Raw genomic sequence first — 22,105 nt, 5'->3', positions numbered from 1 at the left:
TTTCTCTGCTCGCAAACCATCCTGCTCGGTCTGCGGGGAATCCCGGCGCTTTATATCCAGAGCCTGCTCGCTTCCTCCAACCACCTGGCGGGTGTGGAGAAAAGCGGTCGGTTGCGGAGTATCAACCGGAAACAATGGGACCTTGCAGAGATAGAGAACCTGATTGAATCGCCCGGCACACCCAACGAAATTGTCTTCAATGAACTGAAACGATTGCTTGCGATCCGGCAGCAACAGCAGGTTTTCCATCCAGATGCCGAACAGACAATCATTGATTTTGGAAGCAACTTCTTTGCCTTCACGCGGGTCAACCGGAACCACAGCCAGCAGGTCGTCTCTATCAGTAACCTGACCGACCAACCGCAGGTCCTTCCACTGCCGGATTCCCTCAGCGACGACCAGTGGTTCGACCTGATCCGCGAAGTCGATGTCGCCGATATCAGGATCGCCTTTCAGCCGTACCAGACGATGTGGTTAAGAAAGATGTGATATTGTTATCTCTTGCCATCTTGCCATCTTGCCATCTTGCCATGAGCTCTTCGATTTTTTACCAATCCATTCCCTTATATTTTGATCAGGTTCGCTTTTTCACTTAATTTCCTTCTTAAGATGATATAGTGCCACTTCAAGTAAATTAACTGTCTTTCATTTTTCCCTGGAGGGGCTTATGGGTCGCAAGAACCGCAATCTGGTTTTCGTTTTGAGTCTATTGCTGATTGTTGGTTTTCTCGTGACAAGTCTTGTCAGCTACTTTGTTTCAAGAGAATCTCTCCGCACCCAGATCAAGCAAAGCTCCTTGCCGCTGACGAGTGACACCGTTTACTCAGAGGTGCAGCGGGATTTAATGAAGCCAATATTTATTTCATCGCTTATGGCTCAGGATACTTTTTTACGTGACTGGGTTCTTCTTGGCGAAAAATCTCCAAAGGATATTACACGTTACCTCAAGGAAATTCAGAAGCGCTACAATACTGTCTCCAGTTTCTTTGTATCCGAAAAGTCCCGCTTGTACTATCACGCTGACGGTCTCCTGAAGACAGTAAAAGTTGATGAAGAGCGCGACCGTTGGTACTTCCGCGTTCGGGAGATGGAAAACCCTTATGAAATAAATATTGACCCTGACATGGCTAATCGTGATGCGATGACCGTGTTTATTAATTATCGAGTATTTGATTACGCGGACCGTTTTATCGGTGTAACCGGGGTTGGCCTTACGGTTAATGCAGTAAGAGGGCTACTCGATTCCTATAAAGATAAGTACGATCGGGAAATATACTTTACTAACAGGACGGGGGAGTTTGTTTTGTCCGGGAGCAGTTTTCCGGAAAAACTGAGGTCTCTTGATCAAAAGCCAGGTGTTGGTCGGTTGTCGGAACAGATCCTGGCGGATGAAGGTGGAAAATATTCTTATCATAACGGCGACAATACCGTTCATCTTAACTCACGATATATCCCGGAGTTTGGCTGGTATTTATTTATTGAGCAGAGCGAGGAACCGGCGCTTCGCGATATTTTCAAGACGCTGATCGGTAACTTGCTGATTTGTGCGGTGCTGACCGGTGTCGTCCTTTATTTCGTTATTCGTACAGTCAAGGCATATCAGGCCAACATCGAAACACTGAGGGGAATAGTGCCGATCTGTGCTTACTGTAAAAAGGTTCGAGACGATCAGGGATACTGGAGCCAGGTTGAGGCTTATGTCGCAAAGTTTACAGAAGCTCAATTTTCTCACGCCTACTGCCCGGACTGTCTGGACAAACATTACCCCGATTACAAAAAGAAAATTACGGATAAAACATAGTAAGTTCCCGGTTTCCAACCTACATTTTCTGACGGGCCTGCTGCTGAATCATCAGCTTGTTTCCTTATTATCCTCTTCCACTGCCTCGTAGATATGATCGAAGATATCCGGGATGGCGCTGGCTACCCGGTTCCAACTCGGCATAAACGGAGTCTCCATCGGGTTCTGCAGGAACACCTCGCCGGCCCGCATGATATTTTCGGCAAACAGTTCTACCGCCTTTTCCTCTTTGTGCCGATCGATCGAAAGCCCATTCAAAACAGCATCGTTGTAATATGCCTCGATCAGGTCGAGAGCGGTCCGGAAGTAGGTCGCTTTCAGCGTTCGGAAGGTTTCAAGCGAGAAGACATGGCCCTGGGTTGCCAGCTTGCGCACGACCGCCTTGATGATATCGGTGCTCATGCGCGACAGACCACCCTGCGGATTGTCGGCCGATAAATCCTGGTGCTTGTGGTCATAGGTGTCGGCGATGTCGACCTGGCAAATCCGGTTGGTCGCATAGTTGCGGAACATCTAGGAGATGACCCCGATCTCAAGTCCCCAGTCACTCGGGATCCGCAGGTCGTTCAATACGTCGGAACGCATCGAGAATTCACCGGCCAGCGCGTAGCGGAAACTCTCCATGTATTCGAGATACTCGTTGTGCCCAAGTACTTTTTGCATCGATTTGAGCAGTGGCGTAACCAGCAGTCGGCAGGCCCGGCCGTTAAGGGTGCCACTGGCAATTCGCGAATAGTAACCCTTGCAGAACTGGTATCGAAAATTGGGATTGGCTACCGGGTAAAAGAGCCGGGCCAGAAGCTCACGATTGTAGGTCACGATATCACAGTCGTGCAGACCGATCGCCTTGCCGCGGCCGGCCGCGAGAATGTAACCGAAGCAGTACCATACATTGCGGCCCTTGCCCATCTCGGTCGGGGCCAGGCCCTTTTCTTCGAGCATGGCGTCGATCGCCCGCAACCGCGGTCCATCATTCCAGAGGATGCGGTGGTGTTGCGGCAGCCTGCCGAAATATTCTCGGGCGTAGTTGAACTGCTTTTCGTCGGCGCGGTCGAGACCGATGACGATTTCACCGAGATAGTTGACCTTGGAAATTTCGTCGAGAATCGGACCGAGGGCCGGGCCTTCAAGCTCGGAGAAGAGAGAGGGCAGCACCAGCGACATTGGTCGTCGCTTGGCGAAGCGCTCAAGCTCTGCCTCGAGTTCGGCCAGCGGCCGGCGGGTCAGGTTGTGCAGGGTGGTGATGACACCGTTCTGGTAAAAGTTCCCCATCTCAGGCTCCTGTCTGGTCGAGCAGCTGGTTCATGGCTTCCTGCCAGCCGGCCGGCCCCTTTTTATCGGTTAAGATTATGTTCTCTGTTTTATCGAGTTTGAGTGGCTCCCCTGTGGCCGGACGGATGACGACGGCATAGTCGGCCAGCTCGAGCATCGGTTTGTCGTTGGCGCTGTCGCCAAGAGCAATCACCGTCCAGTCTGTTGCCGGGTCTTGTCGCTTAAAATGCTCGAGCAACCAGATCATGGCTCGTCCTTTGTCGGTTTGACCCATGATATGAATGAAACGGCCACCTTTGACCGTTTGCAGCCCCTGTTCCGAGAGGATGCCGGAAAAAAGTTCGAAGTTGCTCTCCGAATCGTCCCAGAGCAGTGGTTCCGAGCAGCTCCTTTTTTTCGCCGGAACGACCTCCGTTCGGGTCAGTCCGGTCAGGTCGGACAGCTCGTCATCGGTCAGATCGGAAAAACCTCTGAACCGGAAGTCCATCTTCTGCCGCAGCTGGTCCAGAATGGAGACGATTTCACCATAGGGTTTGCCGAAACGGTGCGGCACCGGTGTGGCTCCGCTGTCGAGGAGATATACGGCGCCGCCGTTTTCGACGATAAAGGGGGCATGGTTGTCAAGCTCCATTCTCAACTGCTCAATTTCCGCCTTCGTCTTACTGCTGTTGATAATCAGCGGGATCTGCTGTAACCGGATTTTTTCGAGCGCATCGGCGGCCGGCTGCCAGGAATAAGTGTCGTGGTCGAGCAGGGTGCCGTCGAGGTCTGTAAAAATAATCAGTCTTTTCATATCCATTCAAGAGAGTGCAAGGGGGGTGCCATCAGTCTGTTTCAATTGTTTTCCTTGGCAATCATAACATAATTGAGCAGCCACAGATGTTACAGGAGCGCTGTCCGGTGCTTGCTGGTTACTTTCTGTTCATCTCTTGTGCAATTCATAAGCAGATAGAAAAGTACATGTTTTTGCGAAGAATAGGATAAAACCGCAGAAAATGGCGATTTGCATCGAATCTACAGATGTTGGCACGGCTAATGCTTTACAGGATGACTCGAACACACTGCTGTGTTCTCAATAATGGCAAAGAAGCCCGAAGGACTGCTTACAGTTATTCGGGCTTTTCTATTTTGTATATCGTACAGCACCATGGTGGCGCTGTCGGGCATTGACGCCCTATCCGGATTGTCCGGGTAGGGCGTTTTTTATTCACCGTTGGTTAAATTCGAGTCAGGTCAGACACATCAAGGGCGATGCCGCCGTGATCAAATCGAATTGGCCGGAAAATCAAAGCTAACTAAAGGAGCAAGACAATGGCTGAAAAGAAACTTCGTCAAATCGCAATCTACGGCAAGGGCGGCATCGGTAAATCAACTACAACCCAGAACACCGTCGCCGGACTCGCCTCCCTCGGCAAGAAAGTTCTGATCATCGGCTGTGACCCGAAAGCCGACTCGACCCGCCTGATCCTGCATGCCAAGGCCCAGGACACGGTTATGGACAAGGTCCGTGAGCTCGGTACCGTTGAAGATCTCGAGCTCGAAGATGTCTGTAAGCGCGGCTACGGCGATGTTATGTGCGTTGAGTCGGGTGGTCCGGAGCCGGGCGTCGGCTGTGCCGGTCGTGGTGTTATCACTGCCATCAACTTCCTCGAAGAAGAGGGTGCTTATACCCCTGATCTTGATTTTGTTTTCTATGATGTTCTCGGTGACGTCGTCTGTGGCGGTTTCGCCATGCCGATTCGTGAGAACAAGGCCCAGGAAATCTACATTGTTGTCTCCGGTGAGATGATGGCGATGTACGCCGCCAACAACATCGCCAAGGGTATCGTCAAGTACGCTTCCTCCGGTAGCGTCCGTCTGGCCGGTCTGATCTGCAACAGCCGGAATACCGACCGTGAAGCTGATCTGATCGAAGCTTTGGCTGCTCGCCTCGGCACCCAGATGATCCACTTCGTGCCTCGTGACAATCAGGTGCAGCGCGCCGAGTTACGTCGTATGACCGTTATCGAGTATTCACCGGAACACAAACAGGCCCAGGAGTATCGTACCCTGGCCGAGAAGATCACCAAGAATGAGATGTTCGTTGTTCCGACACCGCTCGAGATGGAAGAGCTCGAAGAACTGTTGCTCGAATTCGGCATCATGGAAGCGGAAGACGAAGAGACGGTTGGCGTTGCTGAGAACGCTTAAGCGGCGGACGATTTGTCCCCGACTCGGCGTTGCTTGTCAAGTCGCACGCTCGACGTAGCTCTTGCTACGCCTCGCCCACGACTTGACGTCGCGCCTTGACTCAAGAACAACTTGTCCACCTTTGGTGCGGCAAGATATGGAACAGATTTTTGAAACAACTGTCAACTGATGACTGATAACTGATTTCGACGAAGGAGAAATCGAATGGCAGAACGTAAGCCCATTAAGGGCGTCACAATAGAAAAAACCGAAAAGCTGATCGCCGATACTCTGTCAGAAATGCCGGAGAAGGCGGCCAAGAAGAGAGCGCCGCACCTCGGTGCCAACGAGCCGAGCGCTTCACCGTGCGCGGTCAAATCAAACAAGAAGGTTGTGCCCGGCGTCATGAGCCAGCGCGGTTGTGCTTATGCCGGGGCCAAGGGTGTGGTCTGGGGCCCGATCCGCGACATGGTCCATGTATCGCATGGTCCGGTCGGCTGCGGTGTTTACAGCTGGGGTACCCGCCGGAACCTGATGCAGGGAATCCCGGGCGTCACCTCGTTCCCGATGGACTTCACCTCCGACTTCCAGGAGCGCGACATTGTTTACGGCGGCGACATCAAGCTGGAAAAGCTTCTCAAGGAAGCGGACGAGCTGTTCCCGCTCAACAAGGGGATGTCAATCCTCTCCGAGTGCCCGGTCGGTCTGATCGGCGACGACATCAACGCCGTCGCCAAGAAGATGGAAGGCGAACTCGACAAGCTGGTCGTCCCCTGTAACTGTGAAGGCTTCCGCGGTGTTTCCCAGTCGCTCGGTCATCACATCTCCAACGACTCGATCCGTGACCACATTATCGGCAAGTTCGAGTTCAAGGAAGAGGCCGGACCGTACGATGTCGCCCTGATCGGTGACTACAACATCGGTGGTGATGTCTGGGCCGCCAAACCGATTCTTGAAGAGATCGGCCTCAACGTCAAATCGGTCTGGACCGGTGATGGCGAAGTCGAAAAAATTGGCGCCACCCATTCGGTCAAGCTCAACCTGATTCACTGCTACCGTTCGATGAACTACATGTGCAAGGTCATGGAAGAGAAGTGGGACATTCCATGGCTCGAGTACAATTTCTTCGGCCCGACCAAGATCGAAGAGAGCCTGCGCGCTATCGCCGAGCAGTTCGACGACAAGATCAAGAAAAACGTCGAAAAGGTGATCAAGAAGTACCGCCAGGAGATGGACGATGTGGTTGCCGAATACAAGCCGCGTCTCGACGGCAAGACCGCCATGCTGTTCGTCGGCGGCCTGCGCCCGCGCCATACCATCGGTGCTTACGAAGACCTCGGCATCCAGATCACCGGCGCCGGTTATGAATTCGCCCACCAGGACGACTATGATCGGACCGCCCCGGAAATGGCCAAGGGAACCCTGATCTACGATGACGTCTCCGAGTTCGAACTGGAAAAGTTCGTCGAGGAACTCAAGCCTGACCTGGTCGGCAGCGGCATCAAGGAGAAATACGTTTTCCAGAAAGCCGGCATTCCGTTCCGCCAGATGCACAGCTGGGACTACTCCGGACCGTATCACGGCTACGAGGGCTTCAAGATCTTCGCCCGCGATATCGACATGGCGATCAACAGCCCGACGTGGGATTTGGTCGAGTCACCATTTTAAAGACCACTCTAACGCAAAGGCGCAATGACGCAAAGAAAACCAGAAGCGAGGGGTTGGGTTTAACCCAAGAACATGACCTTGATCCTCTTGGCGACTTGGCGTCTTAAGTGAGCTTAGCGAACGAGCGTTAAATTGATTTTAAGGAGATAAAAAATGAGTGCAGCAGAAGCAGCAAGGAAATTGGTCACCGAGACCCCGGAAAAGGAAATCAACCGGGTCAAGGAATGGATCAATACCGAAGAATATAAAGAGAAGAACTTCGAACGGACCGCCCTGGTCGTCAACCCGGCGCACGCCTGTCAGCCGCTCGGTGCGCAGATGGTCGCGACCGGCTTCGAAGGTGCCTTGCCATTCGTGCATGGCTCCCAGGGATGTGCCTCTTACTTCCGTTCGACCTTCAGTCGTCATTACCGTGAACCGGCCGCCGCAACCTGCGACGCCATGACCGAGGACGGCGCGGTGTTCGGTGGACAGAACAACCTGTTCGAGGGCCTCACCAACGCTTATGCCCTCTACAAGCCGAAGATGATTCCGGTCTATACCACCTGTATGCCGGAAGTTATCGGTGATGACCTGACCGCTTTCATCAAGAACGCCAAGCTCGAAGGGCACTTGCCGGAAGATGTGTTGACCCCCTATGCCAACACCCCGAGTTTCAACGGCACCCATATTCACGGTTACGACGCGATGCTGAAAAGCATCCTGCAGACCGTGACCGAGGGCCAGAGCGTCGAGGGCAAGTGCACCGGCAAGCTCAACATCATCCCCGGTTTCGACGGCAACGTCGGCAACCTGCGCGAGTACAAGCGGATCTGCGATCTGATGGGAATTCCCTACACCATGCTGGCCGATGTCTCCGATGTCTTTGACTCCGGTTGCGACGGCGAGTACAAGCTTTATCCGGGTGGTACCAAAATCGAGGACGCGGCCGAGTCGATCAACGGCAAGGCGACCATTTCTTTCCAGAAATACTCGACGGTGACCACGATGAAGTGGATCGAAACCGAGTATACCGGTGAGAAGGCGATTCTGCCGATGCCGTTCGGCGTCAAGAAGACCGATGAGTTGATCCTCAAGCTCTCCGAGCTGTTCGACAAGCCGGTTCCGGAAGAGCTCAAAAAGGAACGCGCCCTGGCCGTTGATGCCATGACCGACGCCCAGCAGTACCTGCATGGTAAAAAGTTTGCCATCGCCGGCGACCCCGATTACCTGATCGGTATCGTCTCCTTCCTGCTCGAAATGGGGGCGCGTCCCTGGCATATCCTCTGCTCGCGTGCGACCAAGAAGTTCAAGAAGGAGATGGATGCCCTGCTCGAGACCTCACCGTTCGGCGAAGGCTGCACCACCTATATCAACAAGGATCTCTGTCACATGCGCTCGCTTCTGGTCACCGATCCGGTCGACGGAATCATCGGCGACACCCACGCCAAGTGGGCCGCCCGCGACGCCAAGATTCCGCTGTTCCGTATCGGTTTCCCGATCATCGACCGGGTCAACCTGCATCGGACTCCGGTGATCGGTTACAACGGTGCGATCAGCATCCTGAGCATGATCGCCAACAAATTTCTCGATATCAAGGATGAGACTTGTGAGGATCAGTGGTTTGAAATGATGCGCTAAATTTACGGCTGGGAGCTGCTCTTTTCCGCCAGCTCGGTGTCAGCCAGCAGAATCGCTTGTGCGGCGTAAAGCACTACGCCTCCGCGCGATTCCTTGGCTTCCTTGATCTGACGAAAAACTGCACACTCCCATTTCGTAAATTGAAGTGAATGATCAAATCTAGTGAAAACTAAGATTACAGGGGCGGGCGCTGCCCGCCCCTGAAGCAAAAATTTTTCTCTGCGTTCTTTGCGTCTTGAGTAAGCGAAGCGAACGGGCGTTAAAAGAAGATTTTATGATTTATACAAGAAGATTCAGAATCGTTAAAGAAAATGATGGAAAGGAACTGAGCATGAAAGTCGCATTTGCCAGTAACGACAAGATTCATGTCAACGCGCACTTCGGTCAGACCGAAGAGTTCGCGATCTGGGAGATCGGTCCGGACGATGCGGCCTTTGCCGGCGTGATCCAGGTCAAGGCCGAAGAGGATATGGAAGGCCATAGCGATGACAAGATAGAGGCTCGTGGCGCCGCACTCGAGGAGTGTGCCCTGGTCTATGTCGGTGAAATCGGCGGCCCGGCCGCGGCCCGACTGGTCGCCAAGAAGATTCACCCGATCAAGAGCAAGGAGCAGGAGCCGATTACCGTGGTCGTTGAAAAGCTGCAGGAAGTTCTTCGCGGCTCACCGCCACCCTGGCTGCGCAAGGCGATGCTGAAGAACGAACGACCTGGAACAGCCGTTTGATTGGTTTTATCTGTTTGACTGGTTGTATTGGTTAAACAAAAAAACCATTTAAACGAATTGAAACTAATCAAACCAATCAAACCAATCAAACCGTATTAAGGAGAAAGAATATGGCTTTATTAACCGGAAAAACTTTTGGCGGGTCTGACTGGACCCCGACGTTCGTCACAGAAATCGACTCTGAAAAGTGTATCGGCTGCGGCCGTTGCTTCAAATCATGTGCCCGTAAAGTTCTCGGGCCGGAAGACGAAGTCGATGAAGATAGCGATTCGACCCGGATGATCATGACGATCGTCAACCAGGACGACTGTATCGGCTGCGCCGGTTGCGGGGTTGCCTGCCCGAAGAAGTGCTTTTCTTTTCAAACCCAGGAGATTTGAAAAGAAGCTATAAGCTGTAAGCCGTAAGGTATATGGAAAAGCTTTAGTTCTTACAGCTTCTAGCTTAAAGCTTACAGCTCAATTTTACGGAGTAAAATCATGCTTATTGCCGTTTCATCGAAAAGCGGGACCGAGGTTGACCAGCATTTCGGTCATGCCGAGAAGTTCACCATCTACAAGTACAGCTCTGTCGGTTCGGAAGTTGTGAAAGAGGTGGATGTTGAAAAATACTGCTCTTTCGATCCGGACCATCCGTTTCGACATCGGCAGTTCAATGCCATCGCCGAAGCCCTTGACGGTTGTCGGGCAGTGGCAACGGTGATGATCGGTGACTTGCCGAAGCAGGAGCTCGAAAAGCTCGGCATCAAGGCGGTCACTGTCTCCGGCCCGATCGAAGAGGCGCTGAAGGCGACTCACGATGCGGTCTGCGAAGGTGGCTGCGGCGGCCGCAAGAATTGTCAACACCAACAATAGGTTGTGCCTGTTTTTTTGGCCTTTCCGAGGCCCTTATTGCTGATGTAATGGGCAGACCAGAGGTTGAGAGACCTCCCTGCCCGCCATTTTTTGCACATTGATCGTTGGCATGTGATGTGCAGTTATTTATCAAACAGGTAAGAAATTAAAATCGCAGTACATTGTCGTACTCAATTTATTTGGCAACGAAGCCTTGCGGACAAACGTCCGCGAGGCTTTTTTTGTAAGCAAGATCAATTTAACGCAGAGACGCGGAGACGCAGAGAAAGACAAAAGCCTTTTAGGGTTTTAAAAGCTTTAACCCGAATAGATTTTAGTTCTTGTTTTTGACATTCTCTGCGGCGTAAGCCTGCGACTCTGCGTTAAGGAAAGATTTTGATTTTCAACTCTGCAAACTCCGCGAACTTTGCGTGAGACAGAATTAGAATTAAGGAGAATAATCATGGCCACTGGATGCCCGATGATGACAATGAAAAAAGAGACCGACCATCCCTGTTTTGGTGGTGATCACAGCAAGGGCGGTCGGATCCATTTGCCGGTTGCGCCGGGGTGCAATATCAAGTGCGGATTCTGCGAACGCCGTTTCGATTGCGCCAATGAAAGCCGACCCGGGGTTACCAGCAAGGTGCTGACTCCGGAACAGGCGGTTGAACGGGTGCAGCTGGTCAAGAGACATATGGAAAAGAAGGGGGGCGCCCAGCTTAAAGTCGTCGGCATCGCCGGCCCGGGCGACCCGCTCGCCAATCCGAAAACCTTCGAGACCTTTTCACTGGTCCGCGAAGCGTTTCCGGAGATGACGCTCTGCCTCTCGACCAATGGCCTGATGCTCGAGGAGAAATTGCCGCAGATCCTCGCTGCTGACGTGCACAGCCTGACGGTCACTATCAACGCCCTGACTCCGCAAACCGGTGCAAAGATTTATGAGTGGATCAAATATGATGGCCAGAAACTCGACGGTGAAACCGCTGCGGCGATTCTGCTCGAGCGTCAGCTCGGCGGGCTTAAGGCGGCGGCCGAAGCCGGTTTGATGGTCAAGGTCAACCATGTCTATATCCCCGGGGTCAACGACCACGAAACGATCGATCTGGCCGTCGAAGTTCGCAACCTCGGCGCTGATATGATGAATATTATCCCGGTTATTCCGGTCGGCATGTTTGCCGACTGTGTCATGCCGAGCGAAGCGACCATGGAGATTGTCCGCAACCAGGCCGAGTTGATATTGTCACAGGCCCGTCACTGCAAGCAGTGTCGCGCCGATGCAGCCGGCATCGTTGGTCAGGACATAGATTTAGAAGCATTAAGTGCATAAATTCATTTATTAACGCAAAGGCGCAAAGGCGCCAGGAGCCAAAAAAGTTTTATTGTTTTCTTTGCATCTTGGCGTCTTGAGTGAGCAGCGCGAACGGGCGTTAAGAGAAAATATTTAGGAGATTTATCATGACCCCCGAACTGATTCCATTTCTCGCCGTTTCGATATTTGTCGTTGCCATGATGTATGCGAGCGTCGGCCATGGTGGAGCATCCGGCTACCTGGCGGTCATGGCACTGTTCAGCCTGGCACCGGAATCACTCAAACCGACAGCGCTGATGCTCAATATTGTCGTCGCCGGGGTCGGCTCTTATCTCTATCTGTCGGCAAAACAGTTTTCCTGGAAGGTATTCTGGCCGTTCGTTGTAACCTCGATTCCGGCCAGCTTTATCGGCGGCACCTTTCATCTGCCGCCGGAGTATTATCGGCCGCTGCTCGGGCTGGTATTGTTCTATGCCGCCTGGCGGCTGTTTGTCCGGAAGGATCGGCAGGACTTTGAACCGAGTGCTCCGGCGCTGCCGCTTGCCATGCTGGTCGGTGCCGTTCTCGGTTTCGCCTCAGGGTTGATCGGAGTCGGCGGTGGTATTTTCCTCAGCCCATTGATGATCCTGCTCGGCTGGGCCCGGGTCCGCGAGGTCTCCGGCATCGCTGCCCTGTTCATCCTGGTCAACTCGATCTCCGGACTGCTCGGGCACTTGAGCTCACTGCAGCATGTCCCCGATTATGCACCGTTGCTCGCCGGAGTGGCTCTGCTCGGCGGCTCGATCGGCGCGCTCTGCGGCAGCCGGCATCTGCCGGTCAAAATTATTCTGCAGGCGATGGCCGGGATGCTGGTTATGGCGGGCGGCAAAATGTTTCTCATCTGAGGTTTTGCAGGGTGGAATTGCAGCCGATCGGCGTCATCCGGACGCCGCATAAAACCCTCGAGCAGATGCCGATTCAACCGATCGGAGCGACCGGTGTGCCTGGACGGATCGAACTCGATCCCGACCTGGCTGACGGGCTGTGCGATCTTGCTGGTTTTTCCCACATCATTGTCCTCTACCATTTTCACCGGGCCGGCAAGCCGGCCCTGACCGTTATCCCCTTTCTCGATAACAAGCCACGTGGTGTTTTCGCCACCCGCGCCCCGTCCCGGCCGAACCCGATCGGATTATCAATTCTTAAATTGAACAGCCTGCAAGGGGCGGTACTGAATGTCGAAAATGTCGATATCCTTGACGGGACGCCGCTGCTCGACATCAAGCCGTACGCGCCGGTTTTTGTTCACCAGCCTGAGCCGATCCGTTCCGGTTGGCTTGAACGGAGTGGAGACGCGGTCAAGGTTGCCAGGTCGGATCAGCGGTTTATCAAGAAAAGCTGAGTTGTGCGGGGCGCCGTTTGTGTCGCCGCCGCACTGTGCGTCACCGCTTGGGATCTTCGGGCGCGAATCGAGACGATTTGGCAACCAGGTATTCAATTTTCGTTCAGACTTTTTCTTTACGCGCCGCCGCGGCGCAGTGGGGACAACCTTCCTCGTCGCTGTGCAGGCTCATCTCCTCTTCGAGATAGATGATTGCACTTTCCAGGTTGCCCAGGGTTCCGCCGAACCCGAGCTGAAACCGTTTCGCCATTTCGGCGTCTTCGAAGGTCAGCATTGAAGGCGTACAGCACGGGAGCGAAACACTTCCGAGAAGAAAAGTGGTTGCCTGGGCAGGGTGCGGGCGTCCGGTCAGGTAGTCTGCCGCCAGGGCCATTGCCACCTGGTCGCCGTGTATCATGTGCGCAGAGACACCGCAATGCGGACAGCAGGTGGTCTTCTGTTCCACGTTTTTTAAAGTGAGAATATAGAGCAGATGTTGGTTTGTCGGCCGGTAACAGATGGTGCAGCTGCTCTGTGCCGTTGCCTGGTTCTGGGTCGGGCTCGGTGCCGCGACCGGCTTGTTCAGTGAAACAGCTCCGCCGTGAATCCGTTTGAGAGCGTTGCGGTTTTCGAGTGATTCGAGGTCCCGATGCGCGGTCATTTTGGAAATCGCGAAGCGTTCGATAATCTGCGCCAAAGAAAGACTTTTCTCCTCGTCAAGCCATTGCAGCAGTTCCTTGCGCCGATCGGTCCCTTTCATAGTGTCTCCTGTTATTAAAGTATCATGAATCTCCACAGGTCTGTGCGGATTTCTTGGAAGATTCTGCTGTTGATGTTATTTATGTATCCTGATGGTAACACTTTAACCAGTTAATTGATACTATAATAACATTTTATGGAGGATTTTGTGTCTTTATGCCGCCCCTGGACCTTGTGCATCGTTCTGTTTCTTTTCCTCTTCGGAAACCGGGTGTCGGCACAAGAGGCTACCGTTGCTGAATTTGATGAAATCGTTGTGACCGCGACCCGGTCTGATCGCCAGATTCTCGAAGTTCCGGCCGCAGTTAGTGTGGTCAGCGAGGAACGGCTGGCTGATTTGCCGCTGATGGGTGTTAAAGAAGCGCTGAACGGATTGGCTGGTGTTCAGTCGGAATCCAAGAACGGCGGGTACGATACCCGTTTGATTATTCGTGGCGCCGGTCTCAAGGCCCGCTACGGCGTTCGTGAGATCATGATACTGCTTGATGGCGTGCCGATCACCGATCCGGACGGCATGAGTCGGCTCGATTTCGTCGATACCAGTCTGATCAAGCAGGTCGATGTAGTCCGCGGCCCGAACTCAACCCTTTATGGGGCCAATGCTGCCGGCGGAGTGGTCAATTTTATTACCCGCGATCCTTTCGAAGAACATAAAGCGGCTTCGGTCGGTTTCGGCAGTGACAACACCCGACAGTACAGTCTTTTGTACGGCACCGGGAGCGGAGACACCTTCGCTTCATTCAGTGCCTCGCATAAAGCGAGTGACGGGTGGCGTGCCTGGAACGAGTTCAAGACGACGCAGGGGAGCCTGAAAGTCGGGCATATCCTTGACGACGGGAGTACTCTGACAGCAATGTTCAGCTACACCGATGCCGACCTGCAGCTGCCCGGTGGCCTGACGGAAACCGAATTCAACGAAGATCCGTCCCAGCTGACCAGCGAAGTTTTCCGCCACAGTGGTCGCTACAGTGAAATTGCTTCTGGCAATCTGCGTTGGGAGAAGGAGGTCGGCGACTGGGATTTTAAACCACTTGTGTATGTGCAAAGCTGGGAGCATTTCCATCCCGTTCCGGGAGCAATCAACGACGGCGGTGCCGATATTTTCGGGGCAGACCTGCAGGTCAGTCACCAGCATCAATTCTTCGACAATGCCGCCGAGATGACCGCAGGCCTCTCCGGGCAACTGGATGACGGCAACGGCAAAAAATACACCTACCGCGATCTCGATATCACGCCGACGACCGAACCGTTTCCACCGTTCACAGCTTACGATCAGATCAACTTCACCCTCTCTGACGCAATTGGCACGCTGGCCGAGACGAGCGATGAGGAGGTCAGCAAAGTCGGAGTTTATTTTCAGGAATCAGTCAGACCGACAAAAAACTGGACGGTTGATTTGGGGGTTCGCTACGATCACGTCAGCTTCGATCTGAATTCAACTGTTTTCCAGGAATATAACTGGGGCTTCAGCCGTTATGACATCTTCGTCTCGCCGTTAATCATCGCCACCGATAAAACCTACGACCATGTCAGTCCGAGGGTCGGGGCGGCCTGGGCATTGAGCGACCAGATGAGCCTGTTTGGAAATATCTCCACCGGATTCCAGACCCCCCAGGCGTCGGAACTGAATGAGAATGACCAGCTCGATCCCGCCGTAACCACCAATTACGAGGTCGGTTTCAAGGGACGACATCAACAGGGGCATCGTCTCGACCTGACTCTGTTCTATCAACAGGTGAAGGATGAAATCGTGCAGACAGTGCTTCCCGGAAACCAGACCAGTTACAGCAACGCCGGAGAAACCGAAAAACTCGGGGTCGAGCTAGCCGCCGAAGTCATGCTGCCACTCGGGTTGAACGCCGGTGGCACCTATACCTGCAGCGACTTTACATTTGATACTTTCGACGAGCCGGTGCGTACAGGAGCGGTGGTCACTTTGTTCGACCGTAGCGGCAATCGTCTGCCGTATATCCCGCGGCATCAATATGACATGTTTGTCGCCTACCGGCACGACAGCGGGTTCAAGGCCCGCTTCGATACCGCCACTTGGGGCGAATACTGGGTTGACAATGCCAATTCGGAAAAATACAAGGGCTTCGATTTTATTTCCAAGTTTATGCTGGGATGGGAATACGGCAACTGGGACCTGGTGCTCGATATCAGCAATCTGTTCGATGAGAAATATGCCATGGAGGTTAAAAAGAGTGCCGGGGACCTGGTGTTTCGACCCGGCGCGCCGCGTTCCTTTTTTGCCAAGGCCAGCTACCTTTTCTAGGAGTTCATTCATGCACAGGTTAAAGATCGCGCTGATCTGCATTCTGACCGCCGGTATTTCGCTGTTTGCCGCATCCTACCGTTTTGGTGACTCAGCTCACGCCATCGGTATGCTCAACATGAAGGGGGGCAAGGTGCGGCATCCGTTCATGCTTAAATCAGGTCGGGATGACTACACCCTGATCATGACCGGCATCGTATTGCCGCCGGTGCAGGGCGATGTTCGTGTCGCCCTGGAGGGGCAACCGGCGATGCGGTACAGCATCTACAATTCAGAGCCGATCGTAAAGCTCGATATCCATCGGCAGCCCGGTTTCAACGGAGAAATTTTAAATGATGTCCGGGGGCGGGACCGGCTGGCCCTCTGGGTCGTGATGCAACCGCAGACCGAAGATTCCCTGCTCCGTGACGAGGTTACTGGCAAACCTGGCAAAAAGTCGAGCGGCGAGGGCCCGCATGGCGAGCGCCCGTTGAGCCTGAATTTTTATGCTGACGATTCCGGGAATAAACTGCTCGGCATCCCGGTTGTTTTTGCAGACTTGCACTCCGAAGGAGGTTCGCATGGCACCCGGCACTGACCCGTCCCGGCGTAAGCTGTTTCCCCGGCGCACGCTTTATTTATTGCTCGGTCTGGCACTTTTCATGCCGCCACTGGTTCTGTTGTTCCAGTTGACCGGTCCCGACGAATCGTTTTGTGGCACCTGGTGCCCGCGCATGTTCTTCCTCTGGCGCGACGGAACGAGTCTCGGTGCCTTCTTTTTTGGCTGGCTCCGGAGCTGGGCCGGGGTACTGCTGGTTCTGACAGTCCTGGTGGTGACATTTTTCTTCGGCCGGCTCTGGTGCAGTCACCTCTGCCCGGTTGGCGGTGCCCTGGAGTTCGGGAGTCGGCTCTTCTCGCGCGGACCGCAGCTTTCTTATAATGCCATTCCGGCGGTCCCGATCCGGTACAGCTATTTTGCTATCTACCTTCTGGCGCCGGCTCTTGGCCTCGGCAGCCTCGCCTGTAATTATTGTAACTTTGCCGCTGTTCCCCGGGTGGTCAGCGCCGGTTTCGGTTCGCCGGCCGACATTGCCTATTTTTTACGGTCGGCGGGAATGGTCAACCTGGGCCTGATCCTGTTGCTCGGAATTTTTGCCCGCGGCGGACGCGCCTACTGTAACTATCTGTGTCCGATCGGTGCAATTGACGGCTTGATGAATCGGATCTCGGGTCGGTTCGGTAAGCGGGTCCGGGTTGATCAGCACCGCTGTACCGATTGCGGCAATTGCGTGCCGGTCTGTCCGACTTCGGCGATTCGTCAGGAAAAAGAGGGATACCGGATTGATCAGCTCTCCTGCCTCCCCTGCGGCAAGTGCCAGGAAGTTTGTCATGACCGGGCAATCAGCTACGGGCGGAGTGCTTGCCAAAAATCGGAGTTGGCCGAGGGAGGTGCGACATGAACCGGTATCGTAATTTTGGCTATTCATTGATTGGCGGCGGCGGGGCCCTCGGTTCGATGTTGATCAGCCGGGGATGTGCAGGGAGTTGCTCCGGCTGTCTCAGTTGCTTCACCGTCCCCGGTATAATTGCTGGTTTGACCTTGTACAAATCACTCCGCCGAGACAAAAAAGGAGAGACGCATGGACTGGCTGCAAACGACCATTGATTACGGGGTGATCGGACTGCTGGGTGTGATGAGCTTCATTGCCGTGGCGGTTGCGATCGAACGTTACCTGTTTTACCGTTCTTTTACACCGGAGGGGGAGATGAACCGTGAGGAGGTCGAAATCGCCCTGACCCGGAGGCTGCATCTGATCGCGACCATCGGCAGTAATGCCCCCTATATCGGTCTGCTCGGAACGGTTCTCGGCATTATGATGACCTTCTATCGCATGGGAGAAACCGGAATTGTCGATACCCACAGCATCATGACCGGTCTGGCGCTTGCGCTCAAGGCAACGGCCGCCGGCCTGGTTGTCGCGATTCCGGCGATCACGGCGTATAACCTGTTACTGCGTCGGGCAAAAGAACAGCTTCTGAGCTGGGAGGGGCGGTATGGACGACAAGGGGTTTGAGAGCATTAATGTCATTCCTTTTATCGATATCATGTTGGTGCTGCTGACCATCGTTCTTATCACCTCAACCTTTATTGTGACCGGTGCTATGGATATCCAGTTGCCGAAAGCGTCGGCAACGCCACAGATGGTCAGTGAAGGAATTGTATTGGAACTTTCGGTTGAAGGGGAGCTCACCCTGAACCAGGTTGCACTTGATTTTTCAAACCTGGATCAGCAGCTGGCAGCTTATCCGAAGCAGACACCGGTGCTGATCCGGGCCGATGCCGGACTGCCGCTGCAAAAATTTGTTTCGGTGATGGACAAGGTCCAGAGCTTCGGTTTCCGCAAGTTGACACTGCAAACCAGGGCTCTCTGATGCGTCCGGCAATCCCCTGGTTGAGCAGCCTGATCCTGCACTCCCTTTTCTTATGCGGACTGTTTCTGCTGACCGAGCGTCCGCCTGAACCACCATTGCGGTTATCCCTCGATTTTCAACTGGTTATGCCCGAACCTGTTCCGACTGCTCAACCTGTTGCGCCGGTGCAACCTGAAGAAATGGTACCCTCTGATATCGTGGAGCCGCAACCGGTTCCAGCTGTGAGTAAACCGCAACCGCCGGTCGCAAAAATCGAGGCGGCCGCGCCGGAGGAAATCAAGGCTCCGCAGTCTGACGAATTAACTGGACCGCCGATCCCGCCGGCTGTTTCACAGCCGGTCGCTGCGCCTGAACCCCGACAAGACAATAGGGTCGATCAGGCAGCTGTCTACGCACAGACCGTCAAACACCTTCGCGGAGTGGTTTTGAGGAAGTTGGTCTACCCGATCATTGCCCGGAGGCAGGGGTGGCAGGGCAAGCTGGTGCTCAGCTTTATCCTTTGCGCGGACGGGTCGGTTGAGGAACTGAAGGTCGATGAAAGTTCAGGGTACAAGGTTCTTGATCGCGCCGCTTTGAAAGCTGTCAATGCGAATACTCCGTTCAGTGGCGATTACGCACGAACAAAAGTCAGGTTGCCGATTAATTTTCAGTTGAATTGATTCCCGGCACCGGAGCTTTAAAAAGCATTCGGGCATGGGGTTAATCAAGCAGATCAAACTTTGTGCCGGCGGCAGAGATGCCTGGTTGTTTCTGTCATGGAATAAAGCCCAAGGTCAAAATAAGAGCGATGCTCAGCCTCAGAGTATTGCACCGCCGATGCCGCAGATGACGACGACCAGCCAGCCGGGCATTTTCCATTTCAGCAACAGCCCCAATGCGATCGCAGCCATAATGAAATCGCCGATTGACAAGATCCCGCTTTTCCAGACCGGGTCGTAAAACGCGGCAATCAACAAGCCGACAACGGCCGCGTTGACACCGACCAGTCCTTTCCTCAGTTTCCGGTTGCGCCGCAGGTTTTCCCAGAAGGGGAGGATTCCACTCATTAGCAGAAACGAGGGGAGGAAGATCGCGCCGAGGCCGAGCAGGCCGCCGAACCAGCCGTTTGGTGTATTTTTCATCACGGTGCCGAGATACGCGGAAAAGGTGAAGAGCGGTCCCGGCACCGCCTGGGCGGCACCATAACCCGCCATGAACAGGTCCTTGCTCACCCATCCGGGGTCCACCAGCTCGGCCTGCAGCAGCGGCAGGACCACATGCCCGCCGCCGAAAACCAGCGCTCCGGTCCGGTAGAAGCTGTCAAAAACGGCGAGAGCCGGCAGCTGAGCCGCCGCGAAAAACGGCACGGTCAGCAGAAGCAGGAAGAAAATAAGCAGACTGACGAGGGCTCCTTTTTTACCGGATCCGGAATGTTGCTCAGATAGTTCATCAGTCTGCACAACGGGCAGGAAAAAAAGTCCGATCAAGGCCCCGGCAAGAATCGCGGTCATCTGGCCGCCAACACCGCTGATGATGAGGCTGAGAACAGCGGCCCCTACCGCCACCAGGCGGCGAGGCGAATCCGGGCAGAGCGTTTTCGCCATGCCGATGATTGCCTGGGCGACGACGGCGACGGCCGCCACCTTGAGACCATGCAGCCAGCCGGTTCGGACAATCGATTGATCGAGTGCCATGACCCCATAAGCAAAAAGGATTAACAGCAGCGCCGACGGCAGGGTGAAGCCGCACCAGGCGGCCAGACCGCCCCTGAGGCCGCGCTGGGAAAGACCGATGCCGATCCCGACCTGGCTGCTCGCCGGTCCGGGCAGAAACTGGCAGAGGGCGACGAGGTCGGCGTAGGCGTCATCCGTCATCAGCTTGCGGCGGGTGACGAATTCATCGCGGAAATAGCCGAGATGAGCGACCGGACCGCCGAACGAGGTCAGGCCGAGCTTGAGAAAAGTGAAGAACAGTTGGCGGGTGGACAGTTGCTCCATATCCGAAGTTTACCTGTATTTTCAGTATTTTAAAGCCCTGGCAAGTACATTTTTTATTTTGGTGCATTGCTCAATGCTTTTCCGTAATCAAAAATTGATCAACAGGCAGGAAGTCAAGGTTATCCGGTGGAAGATGTTTATGCTTTAAAGTTGGGGAGAATCTGTTGATCGATTCCGGAGCAGATTTGAAACTGGTCCCGCTTTTTATTCCGGAGCAAAACAGAGGTCATAATCACTGCAATCGCCGCAGCTGGGGGACTTGCACATCACACCGCCGTTCAGATCGCATGCCTGCTTGAAGAGGTAACGTTTCCAGCGCATGTTCTGACTGTTTGCCTCGGCCAGGGTTGGCAGATGCCGCCGGATGGCGGCGGTCAGTTCCGGTCGTTCGAAAAAACCCATGGCGACCCAGAGATGGCCCGGATGGGCGGCGCGGGCGGCGAGGATGTCGGCAAGCCAGGCGGAGGTTTGTAATGTTACGCCTTCAGCCTCGGTTGGGAGATGTGAGCGGATGATAGACCGGACATCGGAATTAACTTCCGGTGCCAGTTGGGTGGCGTGGGACGACAGCAAGAGCAGGTTGTCGACGTTGACCAGCGGGAAGTAGACTGACAGGAGCTTGACCAGTTCTCTCTTTTCGAGACCGAGGGCATGGATCAGGAAGAGTGGCTCGGCCGCTCCAAGGGCGATAACCCCAGCGAACATCCGGCGATCTTCTTCCGGCATGGCGTTGCGATTCTCACTTGTCATCAGCAGGCGAAAAACCTCATCGTTCTCGCTGATGTGCGGACCGTGCTCTTCCTGCCGGTGCTCCGACTGAACGGTCGCACCGTTCCGGTCGGCGCTGTCGAGGGCGGCCCGCAGGGCGCGGATCGCGATCTCGGCACAGTAATCCCGTTCCGCCGGCAGCCCTTCGAGAGTGCGGTTAATGGCGCCGGCATCAATCGTCCTGGCTGCGGCAAAGGCCTCTCCCTCGGCGAGATCGGCTGCCGCCGCGCAGGCGGCGATGGTGAAGCCGCAGCCAAACACCTGATAGCGGATTTTATCGATCCGCTCGCCCTGGCGCTGCAGGGTAAAACGGACCGCCAGTTTGCGCCCGGCTTCACCCGCCTCGAGGCCGACTTCACCGACCCCGTCCGGCTTGTCGAGCAGGCCGCTGTGACGGTCGTCGGTTGCCCATTTTCGGATTATGTCGGTGTAATCGTTCATACTGGAAAAACCTTTTGCCACGAAGGCACCAAGACACGAAGAAGGTCAGAATCGTTTCTTAACGGAGAGGTGGAGAGAGGGAGAGGAAGTCAGGGTCCAGGATAAACTGACTTTACCTCTTTTGCCTTTACTCTGCGTCTCTTTGACTCTCCGTTGAAATATCTATAAGAATTTGTTCTTTTTTTGTCTGTTTGACTTTATGTCGTTTAATCTTTTTGTATGTAAAAACCTTTTGCCACGAAGGCACTAAGTCACAAAGGAACCAGCAAGATCTTTTCTCTCCTTCTCAGCGTCTCTCCGTTAAAAGGCATTTGTCTTTCTTGGTGCCTTCGTGTCTTCGTGGCCAACAGCTTCTCTGTGTTTAGCCGCAATATTCGCCGCTTCGAACAACAGGTAGCAGCCGCCCTCATAGAGCACATCGTTCTTCAACTGATGGCCCACTTCCTCCCAGTTCGGGTAGCCGCGCAGCATCAGTCCCTTGTGCCGGCGATGGGCCAACGCTTCACAGTGAAAGTTGCCGATGATCATGTCGTAGCCGGCGGCCGCGTTTTCGGCATCCTCAAGATCACCGACCCGGACCGATGCGGCCTTTATGGCGTCCATCCGGGGCGACTTGACGGTCAGGACAACCTCTTCGACGCGACCGCCTGCTTCGGTCAGCGCCGCGGCCAGACCGCCGACCTGGTCCGGTTCACCGGTCAGGCAAAACCGGGTC

23 protein-coding genes and 1 pseudogene are annotated in these 22,105 nt (G+C 54.4%); 17 read left to right on the top strand and 7 right to left on the bottom strand.

Annotated features, from left to right (window positions below; all coding sequences use genetic code 11):
* Together C0623_04560 and C0623_04555 are read left to right on the top strand one after the other, a co-directional pair.
* The coding region (locus C0623_04560; GenBank protein ID PLY02067.1) for an alpha-amylase at window positions 1-489 on the top strand (489 nt) is incomplete at its 5' end.
* 178 nt (window positions 490-667) lie between these two features.
* Window positions 668-1,801 (top strand): hypothetical protein, encoded by a 1,134-nt coding sequence (locus tag C0623_04555; GenBank protein PLY02066.1) that lies wholly within the window; start codon window positions 668-670, stop codon window positions 1,799-1,801.
* A gap of 51 nt (window positions 1,802-1,852) precedes the next feature.
* On the opposite strand, the pseudogene C0623_04550 reads toward C0623_04555, so the two are convergent.
* Both C0623_04550 and C0623_04545 read right to left on the bottom strand, forming a co-directional pair.
* A pseudogene (locus tag C0623_04550) lies at window positions 1,853-3,073 on the bottom strand (glycosyl transferase).
* 1 nt (window position 3,074) lies between these two features.
* Window positions 3,075-3,872 carry a mannosyl-3-phosphoglycerate phosphatase gene (locus tag C0623_04545; GenBank protein PLY02065.1) on the bottom strand — a complete coding sequence of 266 codons (798 nt, stop codon included), beginning with the start codon at window positions 3,870-3,872 and terminating at the stop codon, window positions 3,075-3,077.
* Window positions 3,873-4,384: 512 nt separating this feature from the next.
* Between C0623_04545 and nifH the strand changes: the two genes are divergently transcribed.
* From nifH to nifK, 3 genes are all read left to right on the top strand, one after another.
* The gene (nifH, locus tag C0623_04540; GenBank protein PLY02064.1) at window positions 4,385-5,263 is read left to right on the top strand and encodes a nitrogenase iron protein; all 879 of its coding nucleotides are present in this window, start codon (window positions 4,385-4,387) and stop codon (window positions 5,261-5,263) included.
* 204 nt (window positions 5,264-5,467) lie between these two features.
* Window positions 5,468-6,910 (top strand): nitrogenase molybdenum-iron protein alpha chain, encoded by a 1,443-nt coding sequence (gene nifD / locus C0623_04535; protein PLY02063.1) that lies wholly within the window; start codon window positions 5,468-5,470, stop codon window positions 6,908-6,910.
* Window positions 6,911-7,063: 153 nt separating this feature from the next.
* Complete coding sequence (gene nifK, locus C0623_04530) at window positions 7,064-8,530, top strand: nitrogenase molybdenum-iron protein subunit beta (protein PLY02062.1); 1,467 nt, start codon at window positions 7,064-7,066, stop codon at window positions 8,528-8,530.
* A 2-nt stretch (window positions 8,531-8,532) separates the two neighbouring features.
* Here the strand turns inward: nifK and C0623_04525 are convergent, their stop codons facing one another.
* A complete protein-coding gene (locus C0623_04525) occupies window positions 8,533-8,739 on the bottom strand; it encodes a hypothetical protein (protein PLY02061.1) in 207 nt (68 codons plus the stop codon).
* Between the two features lie 122 nt (window positions 8,740-8,861).
* On the opposite strand from C0623_04525, the gene nifX reads away from it, so the two are divergent.
* The 6 genes from nifX (at window position 8,862) to tsaA (ending at window position 12,780) form a co-directional block, all read left to right on the top strand.
* The gene (nifX, locus tag C0623_04520; GenBank protein PLY02060.1) at window positions 8,862-9,254 is read left to right on the top strand and encodes a nitrogen fixation protein NifX; all 393 of its coding nucleotides are present in this window, start codon (window positions 8,862-8,864) and stop codon (window positions 9,252-9,254) included.
* A 110-nt stretch (window positions 9,255-9,364) separates the two neighbouring features.
* On the top strand, window positions 9,365-9,634 hold the full coding sequence (fdxB, locus tag C0623_04515) for a ferredoxin III, nif-specific (GenBank protein ID PLY02059.1): 270 nt from the start codon (window positions 9,365-9,367) through the stop codon (window positions 9,632-9,634).
* A gap of 99 nt (window positions 9,635-9,733) precedes the next feature.
* Entirely contained in the window at window positions 9,734-10,108 is a 375-nt protein-coding gene (locus C0623_04510) for a dinitrogenase iron-molybdenum cofactor biosynthesis protein (GenBank protein ID PLY02058.1), read from the top strand.
* Between the two features lie 442 nt (window positions 10,109-10,550).
* Window positions 10,551-11,417 (top strand): nitrogen fixation protein NifB, encoded by an 867-nt coding sequence (locus tag C0623_04505; GenBank protein PLY02057.1) that lies wholly within the window; start codon window positions 10,551-10,553, stop codon window positions 11,415-11,417.
* 128 nt (window positions 11,418-11,545) lie between these two features.
* Window positions 11,546-12,283 (top strand): hypothetical protein, encoded by a 738-nt coding sequence (locus tag C0623_04500; protein ID PLY02056.1) that lies wholly within the window; start codon window positions 11,546-11,548, stop codon window positions 12,281-12,283.
* 11 nt (window positions 12,284-12,294) lie between these two features.
* Complete coding sequence (tsaA, locus tag C0623_04495; GenBank protein PLY02055.1) at window positions 12,295-12,780, top strand: tRNA (N6-threonylcarbamoyladenosine(37)-N6)-methyltransferase TrmO; 486 nt, start codon at window positions 12,295-12,297, stop codon at window positions 12,778-12,780.
* Between the two features lie 103 nt (window positions 12,781-12,883).
* On the opposite strand, the gene C0623_04490 is transcribed toward tsaA, so the two are convergent.
* Window positions 12,884-13,519: a hypothetical protein gene (locus C0623_04490; GenBank protein ID PLY02054.1), complete on the bottom strand. Its 636-nt coding sequence runs from the start codon at window positions 13,517-13,519 to the stop codon at window positions 12,884-12,886.
* A gap of 135 nt (window positions 13,520-13,654) precedes the next feature.
* On the opposite strand from C0623_04490, the gene C0623_04485 reads away from it, so the two are divergent.
* The 6 genes from C0623_04485 (at window position 13,655) to C0623_04460 (ending at window position 18,864) form a co-directional block, all read left to right on the top strand.
* Window positions 13,655-15,793, top strand: a complete 2,139-nt coding sequence (locus tag C0623_04485; protein ID PLY02053.1) for a TonB-dependent receptor — start codon at window positions 13,655-13,657, stop codon at window positions 15,791-15,793.
* Between the two features lie 10 nt (window positions 15,794-15,803).
* The gene (locus C0623_04480; GenBank protein PLY02052.1) at window positions 15,804-16,370 is read left to right on the top strand and encodes a hypothetical protein; all 567 of its coding nucleotides are present in this window, start codon (window positions 15,804-15,806) and stop codon (window positions 16,368-16,370) included.
* Window positions 16,279-17,232, top strand: coding sequence for a 4Fe-4S ferredoxin (locus C0623_04475; protein ID PLY02051.1), 954 nt, complete (start codon window positions 16,279-16,281; stop codon window positions 17,230-17,232). The genes C0623_04480 and C0623_04475 overlap by 92 nt, the downstream gene beginning before the upstream one ends.
* 180 nt (window positions 17,233-17,412) lie before the next feature.
* The gene (gene exbB, locus C0623_04470; protein ID PLY02050.1) at window positions 17,413-17,847 is read left to right on the top strand and encodes a TonB-system energizer ExbB; all 435 of its coding nucleotides are present in this window, start codon (window positions 17,413-17,415) and stop codon (window positions 17,845-17,847) included.
* Window positions 17,828-18,205 (top strand): biopolymer transporter ExbD, encoded by a 378-nt coding sequence (locus C0623_04465; GenBank protein ID PLY02049.1) that lies wholly within the window; start codon window positions 17,828-17,830, stop codon window positions 18,203-18,205. The genes exbB and C0623_04465 overlap by 20 nt, the downstream gene beginning before the upstream one ends.
* Window positions 18,205-18,864, top strand: a complete 660-nt coding sequence (locus tag C0623_04460; GenBank protein ID PLY02048.1) for a hypothetical protein — start codon at window positions 18,205-18,207, stop codon at window positions 18,862-18,864. The genes C0623_04465 and C0623_04460 overlap by 1 nt, the downstream gene beginning before the upstream one ends.
* A 138-nt stretch (window positions 18,865-19,002) precedes the next feature.
* On the opposite strand, the gene C0623_04455 is transcribed toward C0623_04460, so the two are convergent.
* The 3 genes from C0623_04455 to C0623_04445 form a co-directional block, all read right to left on the bottom strand.
* Complete coding sequence (locus C0623_04455; GenBank protein PLY02047.1) at window positions 19,003-20,181, bottom strand: chromate transporter; 1,179 nt, start codon at window positions 20,179-20,181, stop codon at window positions 19,003-19,005.
* 204 nt (window positions 20,182-20,385) lie between these two features.
* Entirely contained in the window at window positions 20,386-21,390 is a 1,005-nt protein-coding gene (locus C0623_04450) for a hydrogenase (protein ID PLY02046.1), read from the bottom strand.
* 300 nt (window positions 21,391-21,690) lie between these two features.
* On the bottom strand, window positions 21,691-22,105 hold a 415-nt coding region (locus C0623_04445; GenBank protein ID PLY02045.1), incomplete at its 5' end, for a nitrogenase iron-molybdenum cofactor biosynthesis protein NifN.

This window comes from Desulfuromonas sp., from assembly GCA_002869615.1.
In the GTDB taxonomy this organism is placed as follows: domain Bacteria; phylum Desulfobacterota; class Desulfuromonadia; order Desulfuromonadales; family UBA2294; genus BM707.
This window is presented reverse-complemented; position numbering and strand designations above follow the sequence as displayed.